We start from the raw sequence: 19,938 nt of genomic DNA, 5'->3' as shown, positions 1-19,938 counted from the left end.
GGCATTTGTAGCGCTTATTACATGTCAGCCGTCAATATTTCACTCGTCATCACCACCTACAACCGGCCGGATGCGCTCACGGCCGTGGTCGACGCGTGCTTCGCGCAGTCCGACCTGGGGTACGAAATCATTATCGCTGATGACGGCTCGGGCCACAACACGCGACAGGCCATCGCCGCGCTGCAGGCGCGCGCGCCGCTGCCGCTGCGCCATGTGTGGCAGGAAGACAAGGGGTTTCGCGCCGCCCGCGCCCGCAACCTCGGCACCTTGGCCGCCAAGGGCGATTACATCATCTTTCTCGACGGCGACTGCGTACCGCAGCGAAATTTTATCAGCCAACACAGAAAGCTGGCGCAACGCGGCCACCTGGTCTCGGGCAGCCGCGTCCTGCTGAGCGAGGCGGCCACCCGCCGCACGCTGGAACGGCACCTCGACCTGCAGCAACTGAGCCTGGCCCAGAAGCTGCGCTGGCGCCTCGGCGGCGACCTCAACAAGGTGCTGCAACTGATGGTGACGCTGCCCGACTGGCAGCGCACCAGCAAGCGTTTCACCTGGCGCCGCATCAAGAGCTGCAACCTGGGCGTCTGGCGCGCCGACCTCGAACTGGTCAACGGCTTCGACGAGAGCTTCCTCGGCTGGGGCCACGAGGACGCCGATCTGGTGATGCGCCTGTTTAACGCCGGCGTGATGCGCAAGGACGGCGCCTTCGCCACCGAAGTGTTTCACTTGTGGCATCGCGAGAACGCCCGCGACCAGGCCCGCAGCAACCGCGCCCTGGTGCGCCAGCGCGCCGCCGAACGCTGCACGTGGGCGGTGCGGGGATTGCGGGAACAGCAAGAGCCGGTGGCCCTTGCCGCGGGTCAGATAGTGCCGTAATGAACTGTTATAATCGGACCTGTTGCACCAAGATTATCCCGGCCCGCCGCCACCCACCCTCGCGCCCATGAATATTGCCAGTAACTCGCTGCCGCTACCCGAGACCGGCAGCCCGTTCGCTTCCGCATTGTTGTTCGCGCTGCCCGCGCTGGCGCTGGCGGGCGGCGTCGGCGCGGCGCAAGCGGCGCTCTGGCTGGTCTTTCTGGCTATTGTCCTGCTGCGCGCGCGGCCCTTCTGGAACGTCTACCGGCGCCACGGCGTCGAGCTTGCCGGCCTGATCATCGCCTTCTGCGCCTGGTTCGCCGTCTCGCTGCCGCGCGCGGCGCCGGGCGAGGCCTGGGCGGTGACCGGCGCGCCGGCGCTCGCACTGCTCGGCCTGGCCAGCATCGGCGTCATGTACCACCTGCGACCGCGCGCGCGCCAGCTCTGGACCGGGCTGTGCGCGGCCGGCGTGCTGGCGGCGCTGCTGGCGATTTACCACCTGCCGGGCCGTGGCGCCGACCTGCCCCTCCACGCGCTCACCCACGGCGACCTGGCGCTGGCCTGCGGCCTGATGGGCTTGTGCGGCCTGGGCGCGCTGCGCCACACGCGCCTGGCCTGGCTGCCCGTGGTGGCGATGCTGTTCGGCATGGCCGCGTCGCTGTTGGCGGGCGCGCACGGCTGGCTGGCCCTGGCGCTGGCGCTGATCCCGTTGCTGGTGTATGCGCGTTCCCTGTCCGACCGCCGCCTGCTGGCGCTGTGCGGACTGGCGCTGGTGATCGCCTGCGTGATGCCGGCCGTCGGCATGGCCGGGCGCATCGGCGCCGCCTTCGAGGAGGTGCAGCGCTACCTGGCCGCCGGCACGCCGCTCGACAGCGCCGTGTTGCTGCTGTTGTACCTGGCCCCGCTGTGCCACTTCATCATTCAATTGCGCCACCCGGACCGTGGCCAGCACCCGCTGGCGCTGGCCGGCCTGGTGCTGGTGGCGGCCTTCGTCGGCTTCAGCCTGGACGGCGCGATGCCGCTGGCCCCGGCGCCCGAGCCGTTCTATGTGATGCTGGTGGGCAGCCTGGGCGGTCTGTGCCTGGCGGCGCGGCACAATCCGCCGCCGCGCCGCATCATGATCACGCGCACCGACAATATCGGCGACGTGGTGCTGACCTTGTCGCTGGCCGGCTACCTCAAGCAGATTTACCCGCAGGCCGAAATCGTTTTCCTGTGCCGCCGCTACGCCGCCGCCGTCGTCGCCCAGTGCCGCCACGTCGACCGCGTGCTCACGCTCGAGGAGCTCGGCGACGACCAGGCCGGCGGCATGGCGCGCGCCGAATGCGACACCGTGCTGTTCGCCTTCCCGCGCCGCCACCTGGCCATCGCCGCGCTGCGCGCCGGCATCGAGCGCCGCGTCGGCAGCAGCCGCCGCGTCTACCACTGGTTCACGGCCAACCGCCTGATCAACATCAGCGCCAAGAAAACGCCGCTGCACGAGGCCCAGCTCAGCTTCAAGCTGCTGCTGCCGCTCGGCATCGACTACGTGCCGTCGCTGGAACAGGTGTGGAAGCTGTACGGCCTGACGACGCCGCGCCACCCGGCCGCCGACGCCGTGCTGGCGGCGCCCGGGTTCAAGCTGATCCTGCACCCCAAATCGAACGGCAACGGCCGCGAATGGCCGCTGGAGCACTACACCACGCTGGCGCGCATGCTGGGCGCGGCCGGCGGCGTGCGGGTGCTGGTCACCGGCAGCGCCGCCGAGGGCGAACTGCTGGCGCAACAGGCGCCGGCGCTGCTGGCGCTGCCCAACGTGGAAAACATGTGCGGCCGCCTCGACCTGGAGGCCTTCACGGCGCTGGTCGGCGGTTGCGACGGCCTGATCGCCAGCGGCACCGGCCCGCTGCACCTGGCCGCCGCGCTGGGCCGCCCGGTGGTGGGCCTGTTCCCGCCGCTCAAACCGATCGATCCATCGCGCTGGGCCGCCATCGGCCCGCGCGCGCACAACCTGGTCACGGCGCAGCCCTGCGGCCATTGCGCCGACCCGGCGCGCTGCACCTGCATGCTGGCGATCGCGCCGCAGCAGGTGTTCGACATCGTCCAGCAATGGTGCGCCGAGGCGGCGCGGGCCGCCGCCTGAACGGCGTGCGCGCCGGCAAATCAAAATCCGGTACTATGACTTTTTCGTCCAAGGAGGAAATGCCATGCGTGTGGATATTTATTGCCGAGATGAAGCACAAGGGAAGCACAGCTATCTAGCCGTGCCGGAAGGAAAGCCGATTCCCGAGGAAGCGACCAACACCGACTGGCAGCCCGAGGCGCAGAAGGTGGAGGTCGACGACGACAGCGACGATTTGCCGCGCTATCACATCGTCCACCCGCTGGAGCAGATCGGCGCCAAGGGGTACGCGATCACGAGCTTGAACGAGCAGCTTTGATCGGGCGCGGCGCGGCCGCGCGGGACCAAACCACGGAGATACGTAGGGCGGATTAACGCAGCGTAATCGGCCATGCGTGCGCCGCGTTGACGCAGGCATGACCGATTACGGCGTCCCGCCTAATCCGCCCTACGTGGAACAGCGGTACTCTTTAGTACTCGATCTCGACCTCGCTGGCGCCCAGGCCCTGCTTGAGCGCCAGCTGCAAATCGTCCGACGGCGCCACGCGCCAGCCCTCCCCCAGTTGCAGCATGCACTTGACGCCCTGCGGCGCCACGCGCATCGCCACCGGCAAGCCGTCGGCCATGCGGTGCGGCGCCAGCAGCTCGGCCATCTTCTTGGCGTCGACATTGGTCGGCAGCGACAACGCCAGCTGCTTGCCATAGTTGACGCGCGCGGTGACGATGTCGAACACCCGCTCGGCCGAGATCCGCAGCCCGCCCGAGAAGCGGTCCTCCGACACCTTGCCGACGACGGCGAGGAACTCGTCGTCCTTGAACATCCGCTTGTTCTCTTCGAACACCTCGGAATACACGGTCACCTCGACCACCGCCGTCTTGTCGTCCAGCGTGACGATGAGGATCTTGCCGCGCTGCGTCATCTGCGGCCGGATGCCGGTGATCACGCCGCACAGCATGCGCGGCTCGCGCGACGGCTCCAGCTCGGACAACTTGGTGCGGGCGAAACGGCGCGCCTCGGGCGCGAACGAATCGAACATGTGGCCCGACAGGTAGAAGCCGAGCGCAATCTTTTCCTCGGCCAGCTTCTGGCGGTCGGTGAACGGCGCGCATTTGACGTACTCCGGTGGCGCCACCAGGTCGCTGTCGTCGCCGCCGAACAGGCTGACCTGGTTGGCCGCCTTGGCTTCCTGGTCGGCGCACTCCATCGCGAAGCCGACCGACGCCAGTAAAATCGCGCGGTCGACATTCAGGCAATCGAAGGCGCCCGAACGGATCAGCGATTCGATGGTGCGGCGGTTGATCTGCTTCTTGTCGACCCGTTTGCAGAAGTCGAACAGGCTGGTGAACGGCCCGCCGGCGGTGCGCGCGGCGATGATCGCTTCGATCGCGCTCTGGCCCGATCCCTTGACGGCGCCGAGGCCGTAGCGGATCTGCGTGACCTTCTTGCCGGTCACCGAAGGCGGCGGGCCATCCGGCATGAAGCGGTAATCGGACTTGTTGATGTCCGGCGGCAGGATGGTCAGGCCGCAGATGTCGATCGAATCCTCGACCAGGATCTTGACCTTCTCGGTGTCGTCCATCGCCAGCGACATATTGGCCGCCATGAACGCGGCCGGATGGTGCGCCTTCAGGTAGGCGGTGTGGTACGACAGCAGCGCGTAAGCGGCGGCGTGCGACTTGTTGAAGCCGTAGCCCGCGAACTTTTCCATCAAGTCGAAGATCTCGTCGGCCTTCTGCGCGGTCAGGCCGTCCTTGGCGGCGCCGGCGCGGAAGATCTCGCGGTGCTCGGCCATCTCTTCGGCCTTCTTCTTGCCCATCGCGCGGCGCAGCATGTCGGCGCCGCCCAGCGAATAGCCGCCGACGATCTGCGCCATCTGCATCACCTGCTCCTGATACACCATGATGCCGTAGGTCTCGGACAGAATCGACTCGGTGCGCGGATCGGGATAGTCGAACTTCTCGCCGTGCTTACGCTTGCAGAAGTCGGGGATCAGGTCCATCGGGCCCGGACGGTACAGCGCCACCAGCGCGATGATGTCCTCGAAACGGTCGGGACGCGCGTCCTTCAGCATGCCCTGCATGCCGCGCGACTCCAGCTGGAAGACGGCGACGGTTTTCGCCTTGGTCAGCAGCTCGTACGACGGCCGGTCGTTGAGCGGCAGCTTGGCCAAGTCGAAATCGGCCTCCTTCGGATCGAGCGCCTTGATGTAGCGCACCGCGCGGTCCAGGATGGTCAACGTGGTCAGGCCCAGGAAGTCGAACTTGACCAGGCCCACGGCCTCCACGTCGTCCTTGTCGTACTGCGACACCACGCCGCCGTCGCCGCCCTGCGTGTACAGCGGGCAGAAGTCGGTCAGCTTGCCCGGCGCGATCAACACGCCACCGGCGTGCATGCCGATGTTACGGGTGATGCCCTCGACCTGCTGCGCCAGATCGAGCAGTTGCGCCACCTCCTCCTCGTTCTGCTGGCGCTCCTTGAGCATCGGCTCCTCCTCGATCGCCTCGGCGATCGACACCGGCTTGCCCGGCTTGAACGGAATCAGCTTGGAGACGCCGTCGCAGAAGTTGTAGCCAAAGTCCATCACGCGGCCGACGTCGCGGATCGCGCCCTTGGCCGCCATGGTACCGAAGGTGGCGATCTGCGAGACCGCCTCCTTGCCGTACAAATCCTTGACGTGCTGGATGACGCGGTCGCGCCCCTCCTGGCAAAAGTCGATGTCGAAGTCGGGCATCGAAACGCGTTCCGGGTTCAGGAAGCGCTCGAACAGCAGGTTGTATTTCAGGGGATCCAGATCGGTGATCAGCAGCGAATAGGCGACCAGCGAACCGGCGCCCGAACCGCGGCCCGGTCCGACCGGCACGCCGTTCTCCTTGGCCCACTGGATGAACTCGGCCACGATCAGGAAGTAGCCGGGGAACTTCATGTTGCAGATGGTATCGGTCTCGAACTTCAGGCGCGCCTCGTAGCGCGGGCGCTCCTTCTCGCGCCGCTCCGGGTCCGGATACAGATGGATCAGCCGCTTCTCCAGGCCGGCCTTCGATTCGGCCACCAGGAACTCGTCGATCGTCATGCCGGGCGGGGTCGGGAAGTTCGGCAGCTGCGGCTTGCCCAGCACCAGGGTCAGGTTGCAGCGCTTGGCGATTTCCACCGAGTTTTGCAGCGCCGCCGGCAAGTCGGCGAACAAGTCGCGCATCTCGGCCTGCGACAGGAAGCGCATGTTCTCATTGAACCGGCGCACGCGCTTGTTATTGGCCAGCATCTCGCCTTCGGCGATGCAGGTGCGCGCCTCGTGGGCGATGTATTCGTCGCCGGAGATGAACTGCACCGGATGGGTGGCCACCACCGGCAGGCCCAGTTTGGCCGCCAGCGCCACCGAATGGCGCACCTGCGTCTCCTGGTTGGCCTGGCCGGCGCGCTGGATCTCGATGTAGAAGTGGCCGGGGAAGATCGCCGCCCACTTTTGCGCGTTCTTTTCGGCCAGCGCCGGGTTGCCATTCTCGATGGCGATGCCGACGTCGCCGAAATGGGCGCCGGACAGCGCGATCAGCCCGTTGGCCGGATTATCGTCGGGCAGCAGGTCGTAGGTTTTGGACGCCAGCTCGGCCAGCCACTCGGTGCGGATCTCGGCGCGGCCCTTGTACTGGTTGGTCAGCCAGGCGGTCGACAGCAGCTCGCACAGCTGCAGGTAGCCCATGCGGTTCTTGGCGAACAGCATCAGGCGCGATGGCTTGTCGCGGTTGTCGTCGTTGGTGATCCAGACGTCGACGCCGATGACCGGCTTGATGCCCTTGCCGCGCGCGCTCTTGTAGAACTTGACCATGCCGAACATGTTGGACAGGTCGGTGACGGCCAGCGCCGCCTGCTTGTCCTTGGCGGCGGCGCCGACCAGGTCGTCGATGCGCACCAGGCCGTCGACGATCGAATACTCCGAGTGCACCCGCAGGTGGACGAAGGCCGGGCCGGCCGGCGCCACGACGCCGTCATCGGGCGCCACGACGTGTTCCGCTACTTGCTCGTTTGCTACCATGTTCATATGCTGCCCACCGCTGGTTCAATAACCGGCTATTTTACAGCGCCTGCGCTCGAGCCGGGTTTTTGATATCCAGCCCACCTGCCTATTTAATAAGCAAAAGAAAACGCGTATAATATCGGCTCTTCCGTTTTTTTGATCCCATCCATCATGCCCGCTAATACCGCTTTACAAGCTGAAGCGCATGCCGCCGCCATCGCAGCCGCTGCCGCCCACGTCAACATCGCCGCCTACAAGTTCGTCACCTTCGACAACACCGAAGAGATGCGGCCGCTGTACCAGGACATCTGCAAGCGGCTCGGCCTCAAGGGCACCATCCTGCTCACGCCGGAAGGCATCAATATGTTCCTGTCCGGCCCGCGCTCGCACATCGACGAGTACCTGGCCTGGGTGCGCGGCGACGCCCGCTTCGCCGACCTGGAGGTGAAGGAAAGCTATTCGGTCGAGCAGTCGCACAAGCGCATGCTGGTCAAGATCAAAAAAGAAATCATCACCATGCGCATGCCGCTGATCAAGCCCGAGGAGGGCCGCGCGCCATTCGTCGACGCCCACACGCTCAAGCGCTGGCTCGACACCGGCGTCGACGACAACGGCAAGCCGGTGGTCATGGTCGACACCCGCAACGACTTCGAGGTCGATGTCGGCACGTTCGACAACACGGTCGACTACCGCATCACCAAGTTCACCGAATTCCCGGAAGTGATCGCCGCGCACAAGCCCGACTTCGACGGCAAGACCGTGGTGACCTTCTGCACCGGCGGCATCCGCTGCGAAAAAGCGGCGATCCACATGCAGAACATCGGCTACGACAGCGTCTACCAGCTCGAGGGCGGCATCCTGAAGTACTTCGAGGAGGTCGGCGGCGCCCATTACACGGGCGACTGCTTCGTGTTCGACTACCGCACCGCGCTCAATCCCAAGCTGGAACCGACCGAAACGGTGCAGTGCTTCGTCTGCCGCGCCGTGGTCACGCCGCGCCAGCAGTTGTCGCCGGAGTATGTGTACGAGAAGTCGTGCCCGCATTGCTACGGCAAGGACTAGGCCAGCCCCCACCCGGCTGGGTGAGGTATGATGACAGACCAGCCGGCTCAAGAAAACCGCGGACACTTTAGAATGATATCTACCTTTGCAGGATATGCCTGGTGCGCCGCGGCCGGTTTGTGCGGCGCGCTGGCGACGGTCATGATGAAGATCTCGGCCAACCACCTCGCGGCCGGGGGCTGGGTCAAACTCTATTGGCTGGCCGGCGCGGCGGCCTGCTACGTGGTCGGCTTCGGTGCGTACAGCCAAGCGCTGGCGAAACTGGAAATGACCGTGGCCTATCCATTAATGACCGCCGTGACGATGTCGATCGTGGCCTGCGCCGGCTGCCTGGTGCTGGGCGAGTCGGTCACCGGCTACAAGGTGGCCGGCATGGCGTTGCTGTGCGCGGCCGTGGTGCTGATGTCAAAATAAATCCACCCGGCGTGCGCAGCGGTCGGCGCCGCCGAACACACACCGGCGGCGCCAATCCCGCCATCCCCAATACCGGCCGCCCCCGCCTTAGCGGAAGTACGACGCCATGTCGCGCACGTCGTCCGGCCCCAGCACGCCCAGCGCGCCGCGCATCTTCATCGTCGCCACCAGATAGTTGTAACGCGCCTGCGCCAGATCGCGCTCGCTGGTGTATAGCTGCTGGCGGGCATTGAGCAAGTCCAGATTGATACGCACACCGCCCTTGATGCTCTGCTCGGTGGCGACCACCAGCAACTTGCCCGACTCGACCGCTTTGTTCAGCGCGGCGATGCGCGAGGCACTGCTCACCATCGACAAATATTGCTTGCGCAACTCCAGCAACACGCGGTCGGTCCGGACCTGCAGCTCGGCGCGCGACTTCTCCACGCCGGCGTAGGCCTGGCGCGAGATTGCGCTGACCTGGCCGCCCGCGTACAGCGGAATGTTGAGCTGGATGCCGATCGCCTTGACCGTCGAGTCCTGGTTGTAGGTGTCGATATCCTGGGCGCTGTTCTTGCTATAGCTGGCCACGAAGTCCAACCGCGGGGCGTGGCCGGCGCGCGCCTTGTTGAATTCCTGCTTGGCCGACTCGATCGCGTAGTTCTGGGCGACAATCTCCGGATTGTTCTCCAGCGCGATCTTGCGCAATGCCTCATAGCCGCCCTCGGGCAACGGCGCCAGGCGGAATTCCGGCTTGAGCTCGTTGAGCGACGTCACCTCCTGTCCGACCAGCGTCGACAGCGTGGCGCGCAGCGAGGTCTGGTTGTCGATCGCCTCGAGCAACTGGGCCTCGGACAGGTCCAGGCGGGCCTGGGTTTCGAGCATGTCGGTCTTGGTGCCCTCGCCCTTGTTGAACAGGTGGTCGTTGACCTGCTTTTGCTCGAGGTACATGTCGCGCTGGATGGTGGCGATGCGCACCTGGTCGTCGGCATACAAGGCGTCGCAATAGGCGCCGGTGACGCGCAGGATCATTTCCTGCACCCGCGCCGAGAATTGGGCCACGTTATAGTCGGACTGGGCGTTGCCTTGCTTGTACAAGGCCCAGGCGTCGAGCGCGAACAGCGGCTGGCGCAGCTGCACGACGGCCGAGTGGCTGTTGTACTCCGGATGGGTGGTGCGCTCGGTGCCGAAGATATCCGGGCTGGTCAGATCGGTCTTGTTCTTGCTGTTCGAATAGCTCGCCGACAGGTTCGGCAACAGGTTGGCGCGGCCGATCTTGCGGTACTCCTTGCCGGCCTCGGCGTCCTGCACCGCGCTCAGGTAGGCCGGATCGTTGCTCAGCGCGGCCTGGTAGGCGCGCACCAGATCGATGGCCGAGGCGGCGCCGGCGTGGGCCAGCAACGCCGCGCCCAGCGCCAGCGCCAATCGGCGCGGGACGGCGCGCAAGCTTGTGCGTAAAACCATCATCAATCCTCCGCCAGCGACGATTTGGCGCGGTCGAAGACCGGCTTGAACAGATAACTCATCAACGTGCGCTCGCCCGTCTTGACGAACATCTCCACCGGCATGCCGGAACGGATGTCGAGCTTTTTGGCGGCGATCAGCTTGGCGCCCTCGGGCGAGACCTTGGCGCGCACCTTGTAGTACGGCTGGCCGCTGCGCTCGTCGACGGTGCGGTCGGCCGACACCTGGGTCACGATGCCGGGGATGTGCGGCGTCTTGTTGGTGTTGAAGGCCGAGAAGATCAGTTCGACCGGCAAGTCGCGGTGGACCTTGTCGACCAGGTTGACGGCCAGCTGACCCTCGACCACGAGCGCGTCGTCGCTCGGCACGATATCCATCATGTGCGCGCCCGGCGCGACCACGCCGCCGCGGGTAAACACGGTGGTGCCGACCACGGTGCCGTCCTCGGGCGCACGCACGTCGGTGTTGGCCAGCTCGTAATCCTGGCCCTTGATGCGGGCGCCGAGCGCCTCGGCTTCGCGCTGGGTCTCGGACAGCTGGGTGCGCACCTCCTTCTGGTAGTCCTGTATGCGCTGCATGCGGCGCAACGTCATCTCCATGACCTGGCTGCGGGTGCGGCCGATGCTGCCGATGTCTTCCGAGATGGCGCCGTTGATCTGCGCGAACGTGCGCTCCAGGTCCAGCAGGCGGTTGCGGGCGATGTAGCCGTCGCGCGACAATTCGCGCATGCCGTCGAGCTGCTCCTGCAGGATGCCCAACTGGACCTTCTTGCTGTTGCGCGACTCTTCCAGGCCGCGGATCTGCGACTTCAGGCCGGCGATGTTCTCGTCGAAGGCCGACAGTTCGCTGGTCAGCGACGAGCGGCGCGACGTGAACAGCTGGCGCTGGCCGGCGATCGCCTCGACCACGCGCGGGTCGGTCTTGGCGGCCTCCAGTTCGGCCGGGAACTGCACCGCGGCGGCCGCGTCGCGCTCGGCGACCAGGCGCGCCTCGGTGGCGCGGGCACTGAAGTACTGGGCGCGGGTGGTCTCGGCCGCCGAGCCGGCCTGCACGCTGTTCATGCGCACCAGCACCTGGCCCTTCTTGACGACGTCGCCGTCCTTGACCAGGATGTCCTGGATCGTGCCGCCGGACTGGTGCTGGATGGCCTTGCGGTTGCCCTCCTTGGCGACGAAGCCGGACATCGGCACGCCCTTGTCGAGCGGGGCCAGCGAGGCCCACAGCAGGAAGCCGCCGACGCCGGCCAGCACCACGATCCAGCCCAGGCGGCTGTATGCCGAGGCGTCGGTGTTGACGGTGAGCGGCGCGACGTCGTGGCTGATGACGTCGGTCGCTGGTTCTATTTTACTCACTAAGTTGCTCATGATTTATTCCTGTTCGCTAGTTGCCTTGGCCGCCGCCGCGGCGGCCGCGGCCTGCTGCTGCACCACGGCCTGGTCGGCGGCGGCTTGCTGCGCCTGGGCGGCGGCCTGTTGCGCCTGCTGTTGTTGCAGTTGCAGCTTCTTCTGGTTTTCCTGCAGCGCGTTGAGCACGTCGCGGGTCGGGCCGAACATGCTCACGCTACCCTCGCTGATCACCAGCAGCTTGGTGGTGGCGCCGATCACGCTGGTGCGGTGCGTGATGAGCACGATGGTCTTGCCGCGCTGGCGCAAATCGTTGATCGCCTGCAGCAGCGCCGCCTCGCCGACGTCGTCGAGGTTGGAGTTGGGTTCGTCGAGCACCAGCAGCGACGGGTCGCCGTACATCGCGCGCGCCAGGCCGAGGCGTTGTTTCTGGCCGCCGGACAAGCCGCCGCCGCCGTCGCCAAGCACGGTGTCATAGCCTTCGGGCAGGTGCAGGATCATGTCGTGCACGCCGGCGCGCTTGGCCGCCAGCACCACCTTGTCGGCGTCGATGTCGCCGAAGCGGGCGATGTTCTCGCTGATGGTGCCGGCGAACAACTCGATATCTTGCGGCAGATAACCGATGTGCGGACCGAGCTCTGCCTTGTTCCACTGGTAGATGTCGGCGCCGTCGAGGCGCACCTTGCCCAGCGCGGCGGGCCACACGCCCACCAGCAGCCGCGCCAGCGTCGACTTGCCCGACCCGCTGGGGCCGACCACGCCGAGCACGTCGCCGGCGTTGATGGCGAAGCCCATGCTGCGCAGCACGGTCACTTTCGAGCCGGGCGGCATCGCCGTCACGCCTTCGACGCTGAGCGCGCCGGTGGGCTTGGGCAGCGGCATGCCGGCGGCGCGCGCGGGATTGAGTTCGAGCAGGCCGGTCAGGCGCTGGTAGGCGCTGCGCGTGCCGCTGAAGGTTTTCCACACGCCGATCACTTGCTGCACCGGCGCGAGCGCGCGGCCGACCAGGATCGAGGCGGCGATCATCATGCCGGCGGTGATCTTGCCCTCGACCGCCAGCAACGCGCCGTAACCGAGCACCAGCGATTGCAGCGACACTTGCACGAACTTGGTGACGGCGGCGACGCGGCCGGCCTTTTCGCTGGCGGTGGCCTGCAATTGCAGGAATTTGCCGTGCATCTTGAACCAGCGGCCCATCAGGTTGGGCAGCATGCCCATCGATTCGATCACTTCGGCGTTGCGCAGGTTGTTGGTGGCCATCGCGCCCGAGGCGATCGACATGGTGTTGGCCTCGGCCAGCGGCTGGCGCGTGACGCGCTCGTTGATATAGGCCAGCAGCACCAGCACCAACGTGCCGCACAGCGCGAACACGCCCAGCGACGGCTCGAACAGGAAGATGACGATCAGGTAAACCGGGAACCACGGGGCGTCGAAGAACGCGAACAGGGCGTTACCGGTGAGGAACTGGCGCACGTTGGTCAGGTCCTGCAGCGCCTGGCCGGCGTTGGCGCCGCTCTTCTTGAGGTTTTGCTCGAAGGCGGCGGTGTAGACCCGCTTGTTGAGCTGCATGTCGAAGCGCGCGCCCACGCGCACGAGCACGAAGCTGCGCACCAGTTCCAGCAGGCTGAGCACGGCATACGCGCCCAGCATCATCAGGGTCAGCATCAGCAAGGTGAGCTCGTTGCGGCTTTGCAACACGCGGTCGTAGATCTGCAACATGTACAGCGAGGGCACGAGCATGAGCAGGTTGCTGACGGCGCTGAAGCAGCCGACCGTCACAAAGGTGCTCTTGAACGAGCGCAGCGCCTGTTCGATCTCGTTTTTAGGTTTCAGAAAATTTTTCATGGGGCGTGCACAGGGCAATGTTGAAACGCATGGAACGACGGGATCACAATCGGGCCCGACCCGTGAGCGGGAGACGCGAGGTTAGCGCCGAATCGGCTTTTAAAATGTGATCCACATCACATTTCCGAAGCGTAACACACGGCCATCGCTTTTGCCACCACTTCCCCGCCTGGTGTTGCTTACCGATGGGATAGTGTCGGCAAAAATGAAAAAAGCCAAGCTTGCGCTTGGCTTTTGCGGGCGGCGGGGCGTTGGACTGCCCCGCCGCCGGGTATGGCGCTCCCCGGCACGGGCCGGGGATGGCTCGGGAATTAACCCAGAGCGACGACCAGGGCGTCCAGGTTGACGGTGCCAACCAGTTTGACCAGCACGTCGGCCGCGTCGACCGAGCCGGCGGTGCCAGCGTCGTGGTAGACGTAGGTGTCGCCACCCATCGCGAAGACAACGGTAGCGCCGGTGTGGGCGGTGGCGATGTCTTTCAGGGCCAGATCGATATCGGTCTGGGTGGTGGTGGCCTTGACAGCGGTGGTCGCGCCGGTCACTGCCAGCGTGTCGCTAGCAGCGGTCAGAGCCGTACCGGCGGCGTTCAGCACCAGGTTCAGGCCGGTGATGCTGTCCACCGAACCGTAGGTCGATTTACCGATCGACAGCGCATCGATGCCCGAGCCCAGTTTGATCGACTCAACAGCGCTGTTGGTCGAGGTGTAGCTCAGGCCAACGGTTGCGGCGCCAGCGGTGTGGCCGTCGGCGGTCACGGTGTAGGTGCCGCCCAGTGCCGATGCGTCAACCGTTACCAGTTTGGTGGAGTCAGCGTTGACGACGGTGGCCGAACCCGAACCCGACAGGGTCAGCGATGCCAGGTTGCCCAGTGCCGCTTCGCCGGTGTTGCCCAGCAGCGCGTTGTCGGTGGTTGCGGTCGTGATAGCGACGTTGGCCAGGTTGTCGTGCAGCGTGACGCCGTCTTGCGCGTCGATACCGTTGTTGACGGTGACCACAGCGGTCTTCACGTCGCCGGTCAGCGTCACTGGGGTCGATACCAGGGTCGCGTCGACGTCGGTGTCGATGGCTTTCACGGTCAGGTTGACGGTGTCGGCGCGTGCGGTGACGGTGGCGGCGGTCGTATCGACGCCGGCGTTGACGGTCAGCGTGCCAGCGTAGGTGGTGCTGGTGGCACCGCCCGCGCCTTTGGCGATGTAGCCGGCGGCGCTAGCGGTCACGGCGGTGGCGCCGGAGGCGACAACGACGGTCTGGTTGGCGGCCACGCTGTTGACGAACGAAGCACCGGCTTCGAACGTGAACTTGGTGTAGCCAGCCAGTTTCGATGCGTCCAGGGCGATTTCAGCAGCCACACCGGTGCCGACTGCGCCTTCGGCGCTGGTCAGGGCCAGCGATTCGAAGTTCTTGATCACTTTGGTCAGGACGATGAAGTCGTCGGCCACGCGCGCGGTTGCCGAACCGGCAACAGCGATCGTGTCGGTGCCGTCGCCGCCGTCGATGACGTCGGTGGTGGCCAGGGCCGCGCCGCCGATGACGACTTTGTCGTCGCCGGTGCCGCCGCTGATCGACAGGGCGTTGCCGGCCGATTTGGTGACGGTGACGGTGTCGTCGCCGCCGCCGGCGTCAACGGTGGTCAGGCCGGTGCCGGTGGTGGTGACGGCGATCGTGTCGGCGCCAGCGCCGCTCGAAACGGTGGCGTTCTTGGCAGCGGTCGCGCCAGCAGCGGCGGCCGTTACGAACGAGATCGACACGGTGTCGGCGCCGCCTGCGGTGGTGATGTTTTGCAGGGTGGTGCCGGCGCCGACGACTTCAACGCCGCTGGTGCCGGTCGACACCAGCGAGGCCAGCGCGGCCAGGCCGGCGACGTCGACTTTAGCGTCGGCTTTCAGGTTCAGGTTCAGCGTCGCGACTTTGGCGCCGGTGTTGTTCAGGTCGATGGTGCCGGTGGCGCCGCCTGCGGTATCGGCAACGGTGCCCGACACGTTCAGGGTGGTGGTCTTGGTGTTGACGGCGTCAACGATCAGAGCGTCGGCAACATTGGTCAGTGCGACCGATTGCACGGCCGAAGCGGAGTCGGCGTTGATCGAAGCGGCGGTGTAGCCAGCGCCAACGCCCAGGGTTTTGCCCGACAGACCGGTTACGGTCACAACGGTTGCAGCCGTGGTGCTCTGGATGTTGATGTTGGTCGAACCTTGGTATTTGGTCGCGTCGATGGTGCCGGTGGCCAGCAGGTCGGCGCCAGCGATGTTGATGATCTCAACGTTTTTGACGGTACCGACTTGCGCGCCGTTCAGCGGGCCAGCCAGGACTTCCAGGTTCAGCGTGTCGATGCCGGCGCCGCCGTCGATCGAATCGTTGGCGCTCAGGGTGGTTGCGTCGGTGCCGTCGGCCTTGGTGCCGCTGGCGTACACGTTGATGGTGTCGTTGCCGGTGGTGCCGACCAGGGTGTCGATGGCCAGGGTGGTGGCCAGCGTGGTGCCGGTGCTGCCGGCGCCGTCGTGGGCGGCGGTGGCGGCGGTCGACACGGCTGCCAGTGCGTCGGCGGTGGTGTTCGCTGCCAGGTTGGCTGGGGTGGTGATGCCTTTCAGCCAATCGCTGACGACGGCGTTGGCCGCTGGGCCGCTGTAGCCGACGATTTCAGCGCTGGTGTCGAGCGAGGCGTAGAAGGCTTCGGCGGCGGTCACTTTCGACTGCACGGCGATTTTGTCTTCGTTTTGCGCGCCCTTGAAGATCGAGTAAGCGATGTTACCGACGTTCAGGAAGCCGCTGTCCAGAGCCTGGCCCCAGAATTTGATACCTGCTGGTTCAGCGGCGCGGCCGAACAGGTTCAGGTAGATGGTGTTGATGATTTCAGGGGTGCTCTTGCCAGCGTACATCGACTTGTATTCGTTCGACGCGGCGAACGAGTTAGCAACAGCTTCGACGCTGCCAGCGGCGGTGGCGGCGTTTTTCCAGAAGTCCAGGCCCAGGAAATCGGCAGGACGGTTGAAGTAAGCGATGTACAGGGCTTGGATATCGGAGGTGCTGATAGTCATTATTTATAACTCCTAAAGGTCAATTCAATAAGTTTCAAACTGCAATGCGTTTGAAGCTTTGCTCACTTGCAGTGGTACGGCAGCCATAATGGCAGAAGGCATCTAGCGCTCAATGTGACGACCGTCACACGAAACGATAAAAACTTCGCTTCTTTCATAAAAAAGCTACAAAACAAGGCCGCGCGACATTATGAGATAAGCCATCGGGGAAATCAACCGACAATTATCAGATATGCAAGCGTGTTTTAATTATGGACTTTATATTAATAAAATCCGTCGCGGACAAAAAAAAGGGGCGGATCCGATCCGCCCCTTTATTATTTATTCACCCGCCGCTATTTGCGCCAGTACGTCACGCCATTGGCGACGCGCTTGTCGTCGAGGCGCGAGGTGAATATATAGGCGGCGCTGCCGCCATTCTCGTTACCGAGCGCGCCGACCACCGTCATATTGGTCGGCTTGGAGAACTGGCTGTTGCCGGCCAAAATACCGTCCTTCGACACCGTGCCTTGCGATTGCAAGCCGTAACGGCCGTCGACATTCACCAGATCGAACGAGGTGGTAAATGACGCGGTGCCGAAATCGACATTCAACTTGCCATTCTCCAGCAGCGCCGCCGTATTGGCGCGGGTGGCCTCGTTGATGACGAACGCCTCGCTTTGCGACAGCGAAAAGCCGATGCTGCCCTGGGCCGGCGACTGCCACACCTGGCCCGGCGTGCGGAACAGCGCGTAATAACCGTTGCGCCCCACCTCGGTGGCGCCGTCGGTCAGCGTCTTGACACTGTCGACGGTGGCCGGACGGTTGGCGATGGCTTGCCAGCGGCCCCAGACGAGCTGGCTTTGCGCCACCGGCACGACCAGCGGCGGCTGCTCCGGCGGCAGCACCGTCGACGACGTCGGCGGCGGCACCGACGCGGCGTTGGCCTTGTTGGCCGCCTGCGTGAGCAGGCTCTCGGTCTTCTGCGGATCGAGGCTGACCTCGCCGACGGCCGGCGCGGCCGCGCCGGCCTTGGCGACCGGCTCGTCGGCGCGCGGCGGCGCCACGGTGTCGGGCGCCAGCGCGCTGCCGGCCGTGCTCAACAGTTGCGGCGCGGGCTGGCCGCGGCGCACCTGCAGCATCTGGCCGGCCTGGGTGGCGGCCAGCTCGCGGCTGGCGCCCTGCTCGCACGGACCGGCGCCGCCGGGCATGCAGTTGCCGCCGAAGCCGCTGACCACGATGGCGCCGGAGATCACCGTCACGCGCGAGGTCTCGGCGTCGGTCGAGACGGTGAAGTCGGTGCCGCGCACGCCGATGGCGGCGACCGGCGTGTTGAAGCGGAAATTCTGCCGCGCCAGCTTGACGGCGTCGCCGGAGACGCTGCGCGCCACGCCCGACAGCAGTTCGAACTTGATCTGGGTGCGGCGCGGATCGGCCTTGTCGACGTGGTAGGTGACGATGCGCGCGCGCGTCGACGGCCGCAGGATCAGCAGGCCGTTGTCGACCGTCTTGAGGTAGACATAGCCCGCGACGCCGGTGGTGATGGCGTCGCCCTCCTGGATGGCGTCGCCCAGGGCCAGCGCGCGCGGCCCGGCCTGTACCTCTCCAGCAACAAACACCACGCGGGCCGCCTCGCCGGCGTGGGCGGCGGCGGCCAGGCCCAGCAAGCCGGCGGCCAGCCAGCGGCGCGCGCCACGGGCGGCGCCGCGTGCGCAGGAGGGAGACGAATTCGGGGACAACATGGTAATACTCCTTTTTTTTCCTATTGTCCGCTTTATCGCCCATAATACTGTGACGGCGATCACATTGAGCAGGAACAATACTTAAACTATAGCATCGCGCAACAGTCCCGTGCGACGCCGCCGCCCAGGTCTTACAACTGCTTACATTAAAGCTAACTTCCCCTTACGGTGCCGCCCACATCCGGCTATACTTGCCGCCAATAAACCATCACACGCCGATCCGCATGCCGCCTCGCCCCCTTCCGCTATGACCCGCCCGTTCCGCCTTCCGCCGCTGCCGCCGGCCACGGTGGTGGTGCTGGCCGCCCTGGCGCTGGCGCTGTGGTCGCAATGGCTGCCGGCCGCGCTGCAGCCGTACGCGGCCAACGAATGGCTGCGCGACCAGCTGGTGCGGGCCCAGGCCGGCGACGCCCCCGAGGACCGCTTGGTGGTGGTCGACATCAACGAGGCCAGCCTGGCCGCGGCCGGCCCGTGGCCGTGGCCGCGCGAGCGCCTGGCCGCGCTGCTCGAGCAACTGCTCGGCTTTTACGGCGCGCGCGGCGTCGCCCTCGACATCATCCTGCCCGAGCCGGCCGACGCCGGCGGCGACCAGCGCATCGCCATGCTGGCCCGGCACGCGCCGCTGGTGATGCCGCAGGCGTTCGACTACAGCGGCACGGCCGCGCTGCGGGTCGGCGCGCTCGCCGGCGGCGCCGCCGCGCCGCGGGCGGACGGCGCGCTCGGCGCCAGCGGCTACATCGCCAACCACGCCGGCCTGCGCCAGGCCGCCCACGTCGGCAACATCGGCTTCATCCCCGACCCCGACGGCATGATCCGGCGCCTGCCGATGCAAACCTGGTTCGACGCGCGCCGCTACCCGACCCTCTCGCTGGCCCTGCTCGACTGCTGCGGCGGGCGCCCGGCGCGCGCCGGCGGCCCCACCGACGGCCTCACCGGCGGCCCCGGCCTGCGCCGCCTGCCGTACAGCCGCCGCTGGGAGGCCTATACCGTGGTGCCCGCCATCGACGTGCTGCGCCAGCGCTGGCCGGCCGAGCTCATCGCCGGCAAACTGGTGCTGGTCGGCTCGTCCTCGCTGGGCCTGGCCGACCGCGTGGCCACGCCGCTGTCGCCGCTCACCAGCGGCCTGCTGGTGCACGCGGCCGCCCTCACCGCCCAGCTCGACGTGCGCGACGGCGTGGCGCCGGCGCCGTGGCCCGGCCGGGCGATCGCGGTGGCGTTCGCGCTGCTGACCACGCTGCTGGCGGCGTGGACGCTGCCGCGGCTGTCGGCGCTGAGCAACATGGCGCTGCTGGCGGGCGCCTCGGCGGCCTGGCTGGCGCTGGCGTGGCGCCTGCTGGCGCACGACGCCGAGTTCAACCCGGCCGGGCCGCTGATGGTCAACCTGTTCCTGCTGGCCGTGGCCGTGCCGCTGGCGTGGCAATCGAGCCAGCGGCGCTCGCGCCAGCTGCTCGGCACGCTGCGCCAGTACGTCGCCGACGCCGTCGTCGACGAACTGCTGCGCCAGGGCCTGAAGGACCCGCTGGCGCCGCGCAGCGGCGAGGTCACCACCCTGATCGCCGACATGGAGGGCTACACCGCCCACGTGGCGGCGCTGCCGGTGGAGCAGGCGGCCCAGCTCACGCGCGACTTCCTCGAGTGCCTGACGGCGCCGGTGCTGGCCCGCCGCGGCACGCTCGACAAGTACACCGGCGACGGACTGGTGGCGTTCTGGGGCGCGCCGCTGCCGGTGGCCGACCACGCCGACCAGGCGCTCGACGCGGCGCTGGCCATCGTCGCGGCCGTGGCCGTCTTCAACGACGCGCGCCGCGCGCGCGCGCTCGCGCCGGTGCGGGTGCGCATCGGCATCGAGAGCGGCGTGGCCCTGAGCGGCGACTTCGGCTCGTCCTCGCGCAGCATCTACACCGCCGTCGGCGACAGCGTCAACCTGGCCTCGCGGCTGGAGACGGCCGCGCGCGCGCTGCCGCACGACGTCATCGTCGGCCCCGGCGCGGCCGCGCGCAGCACCCGCCACCGCCTGGCCCCGCTCGGCGAGCACACGCTGCGCGGCCGGGAACACCCGATCACCCTGTACGCGCTGGAGGCCGCGTGAGGGGCCGGCCGAGCCCGCGC

At 66.6% G+C, this 19,938-nt stretch carries 12 protein-coding genes; 6 read left to right on the top strand and 6 right to left on the bottom strand.

From position 1 onward, the window contains the following. Positions 1-21: 21 nt before the first annotated feature. From MRBLMU1_RS15805 to MRBLMU1_RS15795, 3 genes are all read left to right on the top strand, one after another. Positions 22-876 carry a glycosyltransferase family 2 protein gene (locus tag MRBLMU1_RS15805; protein WP_363502989.1) on the top strand — a complete coding sequence of 285 codons (855 nt, stop codon included), beginning with the start codon at positions 22-24 and terminating at the stop codon, positions 874-876. 67 nt (positions 877-943) lie between these two features. After that, on the top strand, positions 944-2,980 hold the full coding sequence (locus MRBLMU1_RS15800) for a glycosyltransferase family 9 protein (RefSeq protein WP_363502987.1): 2,037 nt from the start codon (positions 944-946) through the stop codon (positions 2,978-2,980). Positions 2,981-3,044: 64 nt separating this feature from the next. Next, positions 3,045-3,278, top strand: a complete 234-nt coding sequence (locus tag MRBLMU1_RS15795) for a DUF6139 family protein (protein WP_315214039.1) — start codon at positions 3,045-3,047, stop codon at positions 3,276-3,278. Positions 3,279-3,429: 151 nt separating this feature from the next. Here the strand turns inward: MRBLMU1_RS15795 and dnaE are convergent, their stop codons facing one another. After that, on the bottom strand, positions 3,430-6,993 hold the full coding sequence (gene dnaE / locus MRBLMU1_RS15790; protein ID WP_363502984.1) for a DNA polymerase III subunit alpha: 3,564 nt from the start codon (positions 6,991-6,993) through the stop codon (positions 3,430-3,432). Between the two features lie 147 nt (positions 6,994-7,140). Between dnaE and MRBLMU1_RS15785 the strand changes: the two genes are divergently transcribed. Then, positions 7,141-8,031 carry a sulfurtransferase gene (locus tag MRBLMU1_RS15785; protein ID WP_363502982.1) on the top strand — a complete coding sequence of 297 codons (891 nt, stop codon included), beginning with the start codon at positions 7,141-7,143 and terminating at the stop codon, positions 8,029-8,031. Positions 8,032-8,103: 72 nt separating this feature from the next. After that, a complete protein-coding gene (locus tag MRBLMU1_RS15780) occupies positions 8,104-8,445 on the top strand; it encodes a DMT family transporter (protein ID WP_363502980.1) in 342 nt (113 codons plus the stop codon). Positions 8,446-8,532: 87 nt separating this feature from the next. On the opposite strand, the gene MRBLMU1_RS15775 is transcribed toward MRBLMU1_RS15780, so the two are convergent. The 5 genes from MRBLMU1_RS15775 to MRBLMU1_RS15755 form a co-directional block, all read right to left on the bottom strand. Continuing rightward, positions 8,533-9,891 (bottom strand): TolC family outer membrane protein, encoded by a 1,359-nt coding sequence (locus MRBLMU1_RS15775; RefSeq protein WP_363502978.1) that lies wholly within the window; start codon positions 9,889-9,891, stop codon positions 8,533-8,535. Beyond that, complete coding sequence (locus tag MRBLMU1_RS15770; protein WP_363502976.1) at positions 9,891-11,252, bottom strand: HlyD family type I secretion periplasmic adaptor subunit; 1,362 nt, start codon at positions 11,250-11,252, stop codon at positions 9,891-9,893. Before MRBLMU1_RS15770 ends, MRBLMU1_RS15775 begins: the two co-directional genes overlap by 1 nt. A gap of 3 nt (positions 11,253-11,255) precedes the next feature. Further along, positions 11,256-13,076: a type I secretion system permease/ATPase gene (locus MRBLMU1_RS15765; RefSeq protein ID WP_363502974.1), complete on the bottom strand. Its 1,821-nt coding sequence runs from the start codon at positions 13,074-13,076 to the stop codon at positions 11,256-11,258. 311 nt (positions 13,077-13,387) lie between these two features. Further along, entirely contained in the window at positions 13,388-16,108 is a 2,721-nt protein-coding gene (locus MRBLMU1_RS15760; protein ID WP_363502972.1) for a DUF4214 domain-containing protein, read from the bottom strand. A 335-nt stretch (positions 16,109-16,443) separates the two neighbouring features. Then, complete coding sequence (locus MRBLMU1_RS15755) at positions 16,444-17,829, bottom strand: FecR family protein (protein WP_363502970.1); 1,386 nt, start codon at positions 17,827-17,829, stop codon at positions 16,444-16,446. Positions 17,830-18,076: 247 nt separating this feature from the next. On the opposite strand from MRBLMU1_RS15755, the gene MRBLMU1_RS15750 reads away from it, so the two are divergent. Next, the gene (locus MRBLMU1_RS15750) at positions 18,077-19,918 is read left to right on the top strand and encodes a CHASE2 domain-containing protein (protein WP_363502968.1); all 1,842 of its coding nucleotides are present in this window, start codon (positions 18,077-18,079) and stop codon (positions 19,916-19,918) included. The last annotated feature ends 20 nt before the right edge of the window (positions 19,919-19,938 follow it).

The organism is Burkholderia sp. LMU1-1-1.1, from assembly GCF_040675865.1.
GTDB lineage: Bacteria > Pseudomonadota > Gammaproteobacteria > Burkholderiales > Burkholderiaceae_D > Rugamonas.
This window is presented reverse-complemented; position numbering and strand designations above follow the sequence as displayed.

Bases quoted from the DNA above. Each gene is read 5' to 3' on its own strand.
- MRBLMU1_RS15805 (WP_363502989.1), top strand. From the start codon at position 22: ATGTCAGCCGTCAATATTTCACTCGTCATCACCACCTACAACCGGCCG.
- MRBLMU1_RS15800 (WP_363502987.1), top strand. From the start codon at position 944: ATGAATATTGCCAGTAACTCGCTGCCGCTACCCGAGACCGGCAGCCCG.
- MRBLMU1_RS15795 (WP_315214039.1), top strand. From the start codon at position 3,045: ATGCGTGTGGATATTTATTGCCGAGATGAAGCACAAGGGAAGCACAGC.
- dnaE (WP_363502984.1), bottom strand. From the start codon at position 6,993: ATGAACATGGTAGCAAACGAGCAAGTAGCGGAACACGTCGTGGCGCCC.
- MRBLMU1_RS15785 (WP_363502982.1), top strand. From the start codon at position 7,141: ATGCCCGCTAATACCGCTTTACAAGCTGAAGCGCATGCCGCCGCCATC.
- MRBLMU1_RS15780 (WP_363502980.1), top strand. From the start codon at position 8,104: ATGATATCTACCTTTGCAGGATATGCCTGGTGCGCCGCGGCCGGTTTG.
- MRBLMU1_RS15775 (WP_363502978.1), bottom strand. From the start codon at position 9,891: ATGATGGTTTTACGCACAAGCTTGCGCGCCGTCCCGCGCCGATTGGCG.
- MRBLMU1_RS15770 (WP_363502976.1), bottom strand. From the start codon at position 11,252: ATGAGCAACTTAGTGAGTAAAATAGAACCAGCGACCGACGTCATCAGC.
- MRBLMU1_RS15765 (WP_363502974.1), bottom strand. From the start codon at position 13,076: ATGAAAAATTTTCTGAAACCTAAAAACGAGATCGAACAGGCGCTGCGC.
- MRBLMU1_RS15760 (WP_363502972.1), bottom strand. From the start codon at position 16,108: ATGACTATCAGCACCTCCGATATCCAAGCCCTGTACATCGCTTACTTC.
- MRBLMU1_RS15755 (WP_363502970.1), bottom strand. From the start codon at position 17,829: ATGTTGTCCCCGAATTCGTCTCCCTCCTGCGCACGCGGCGCCGCCCGT.
- MRBLMU1_RS15750 (WP_363502968.1), top strand. From the start codon at position 18,077: ATGACCCGCCCGTTCCGCCTTCCGCCGCTGCCGCCGGCCACGGTGGTG.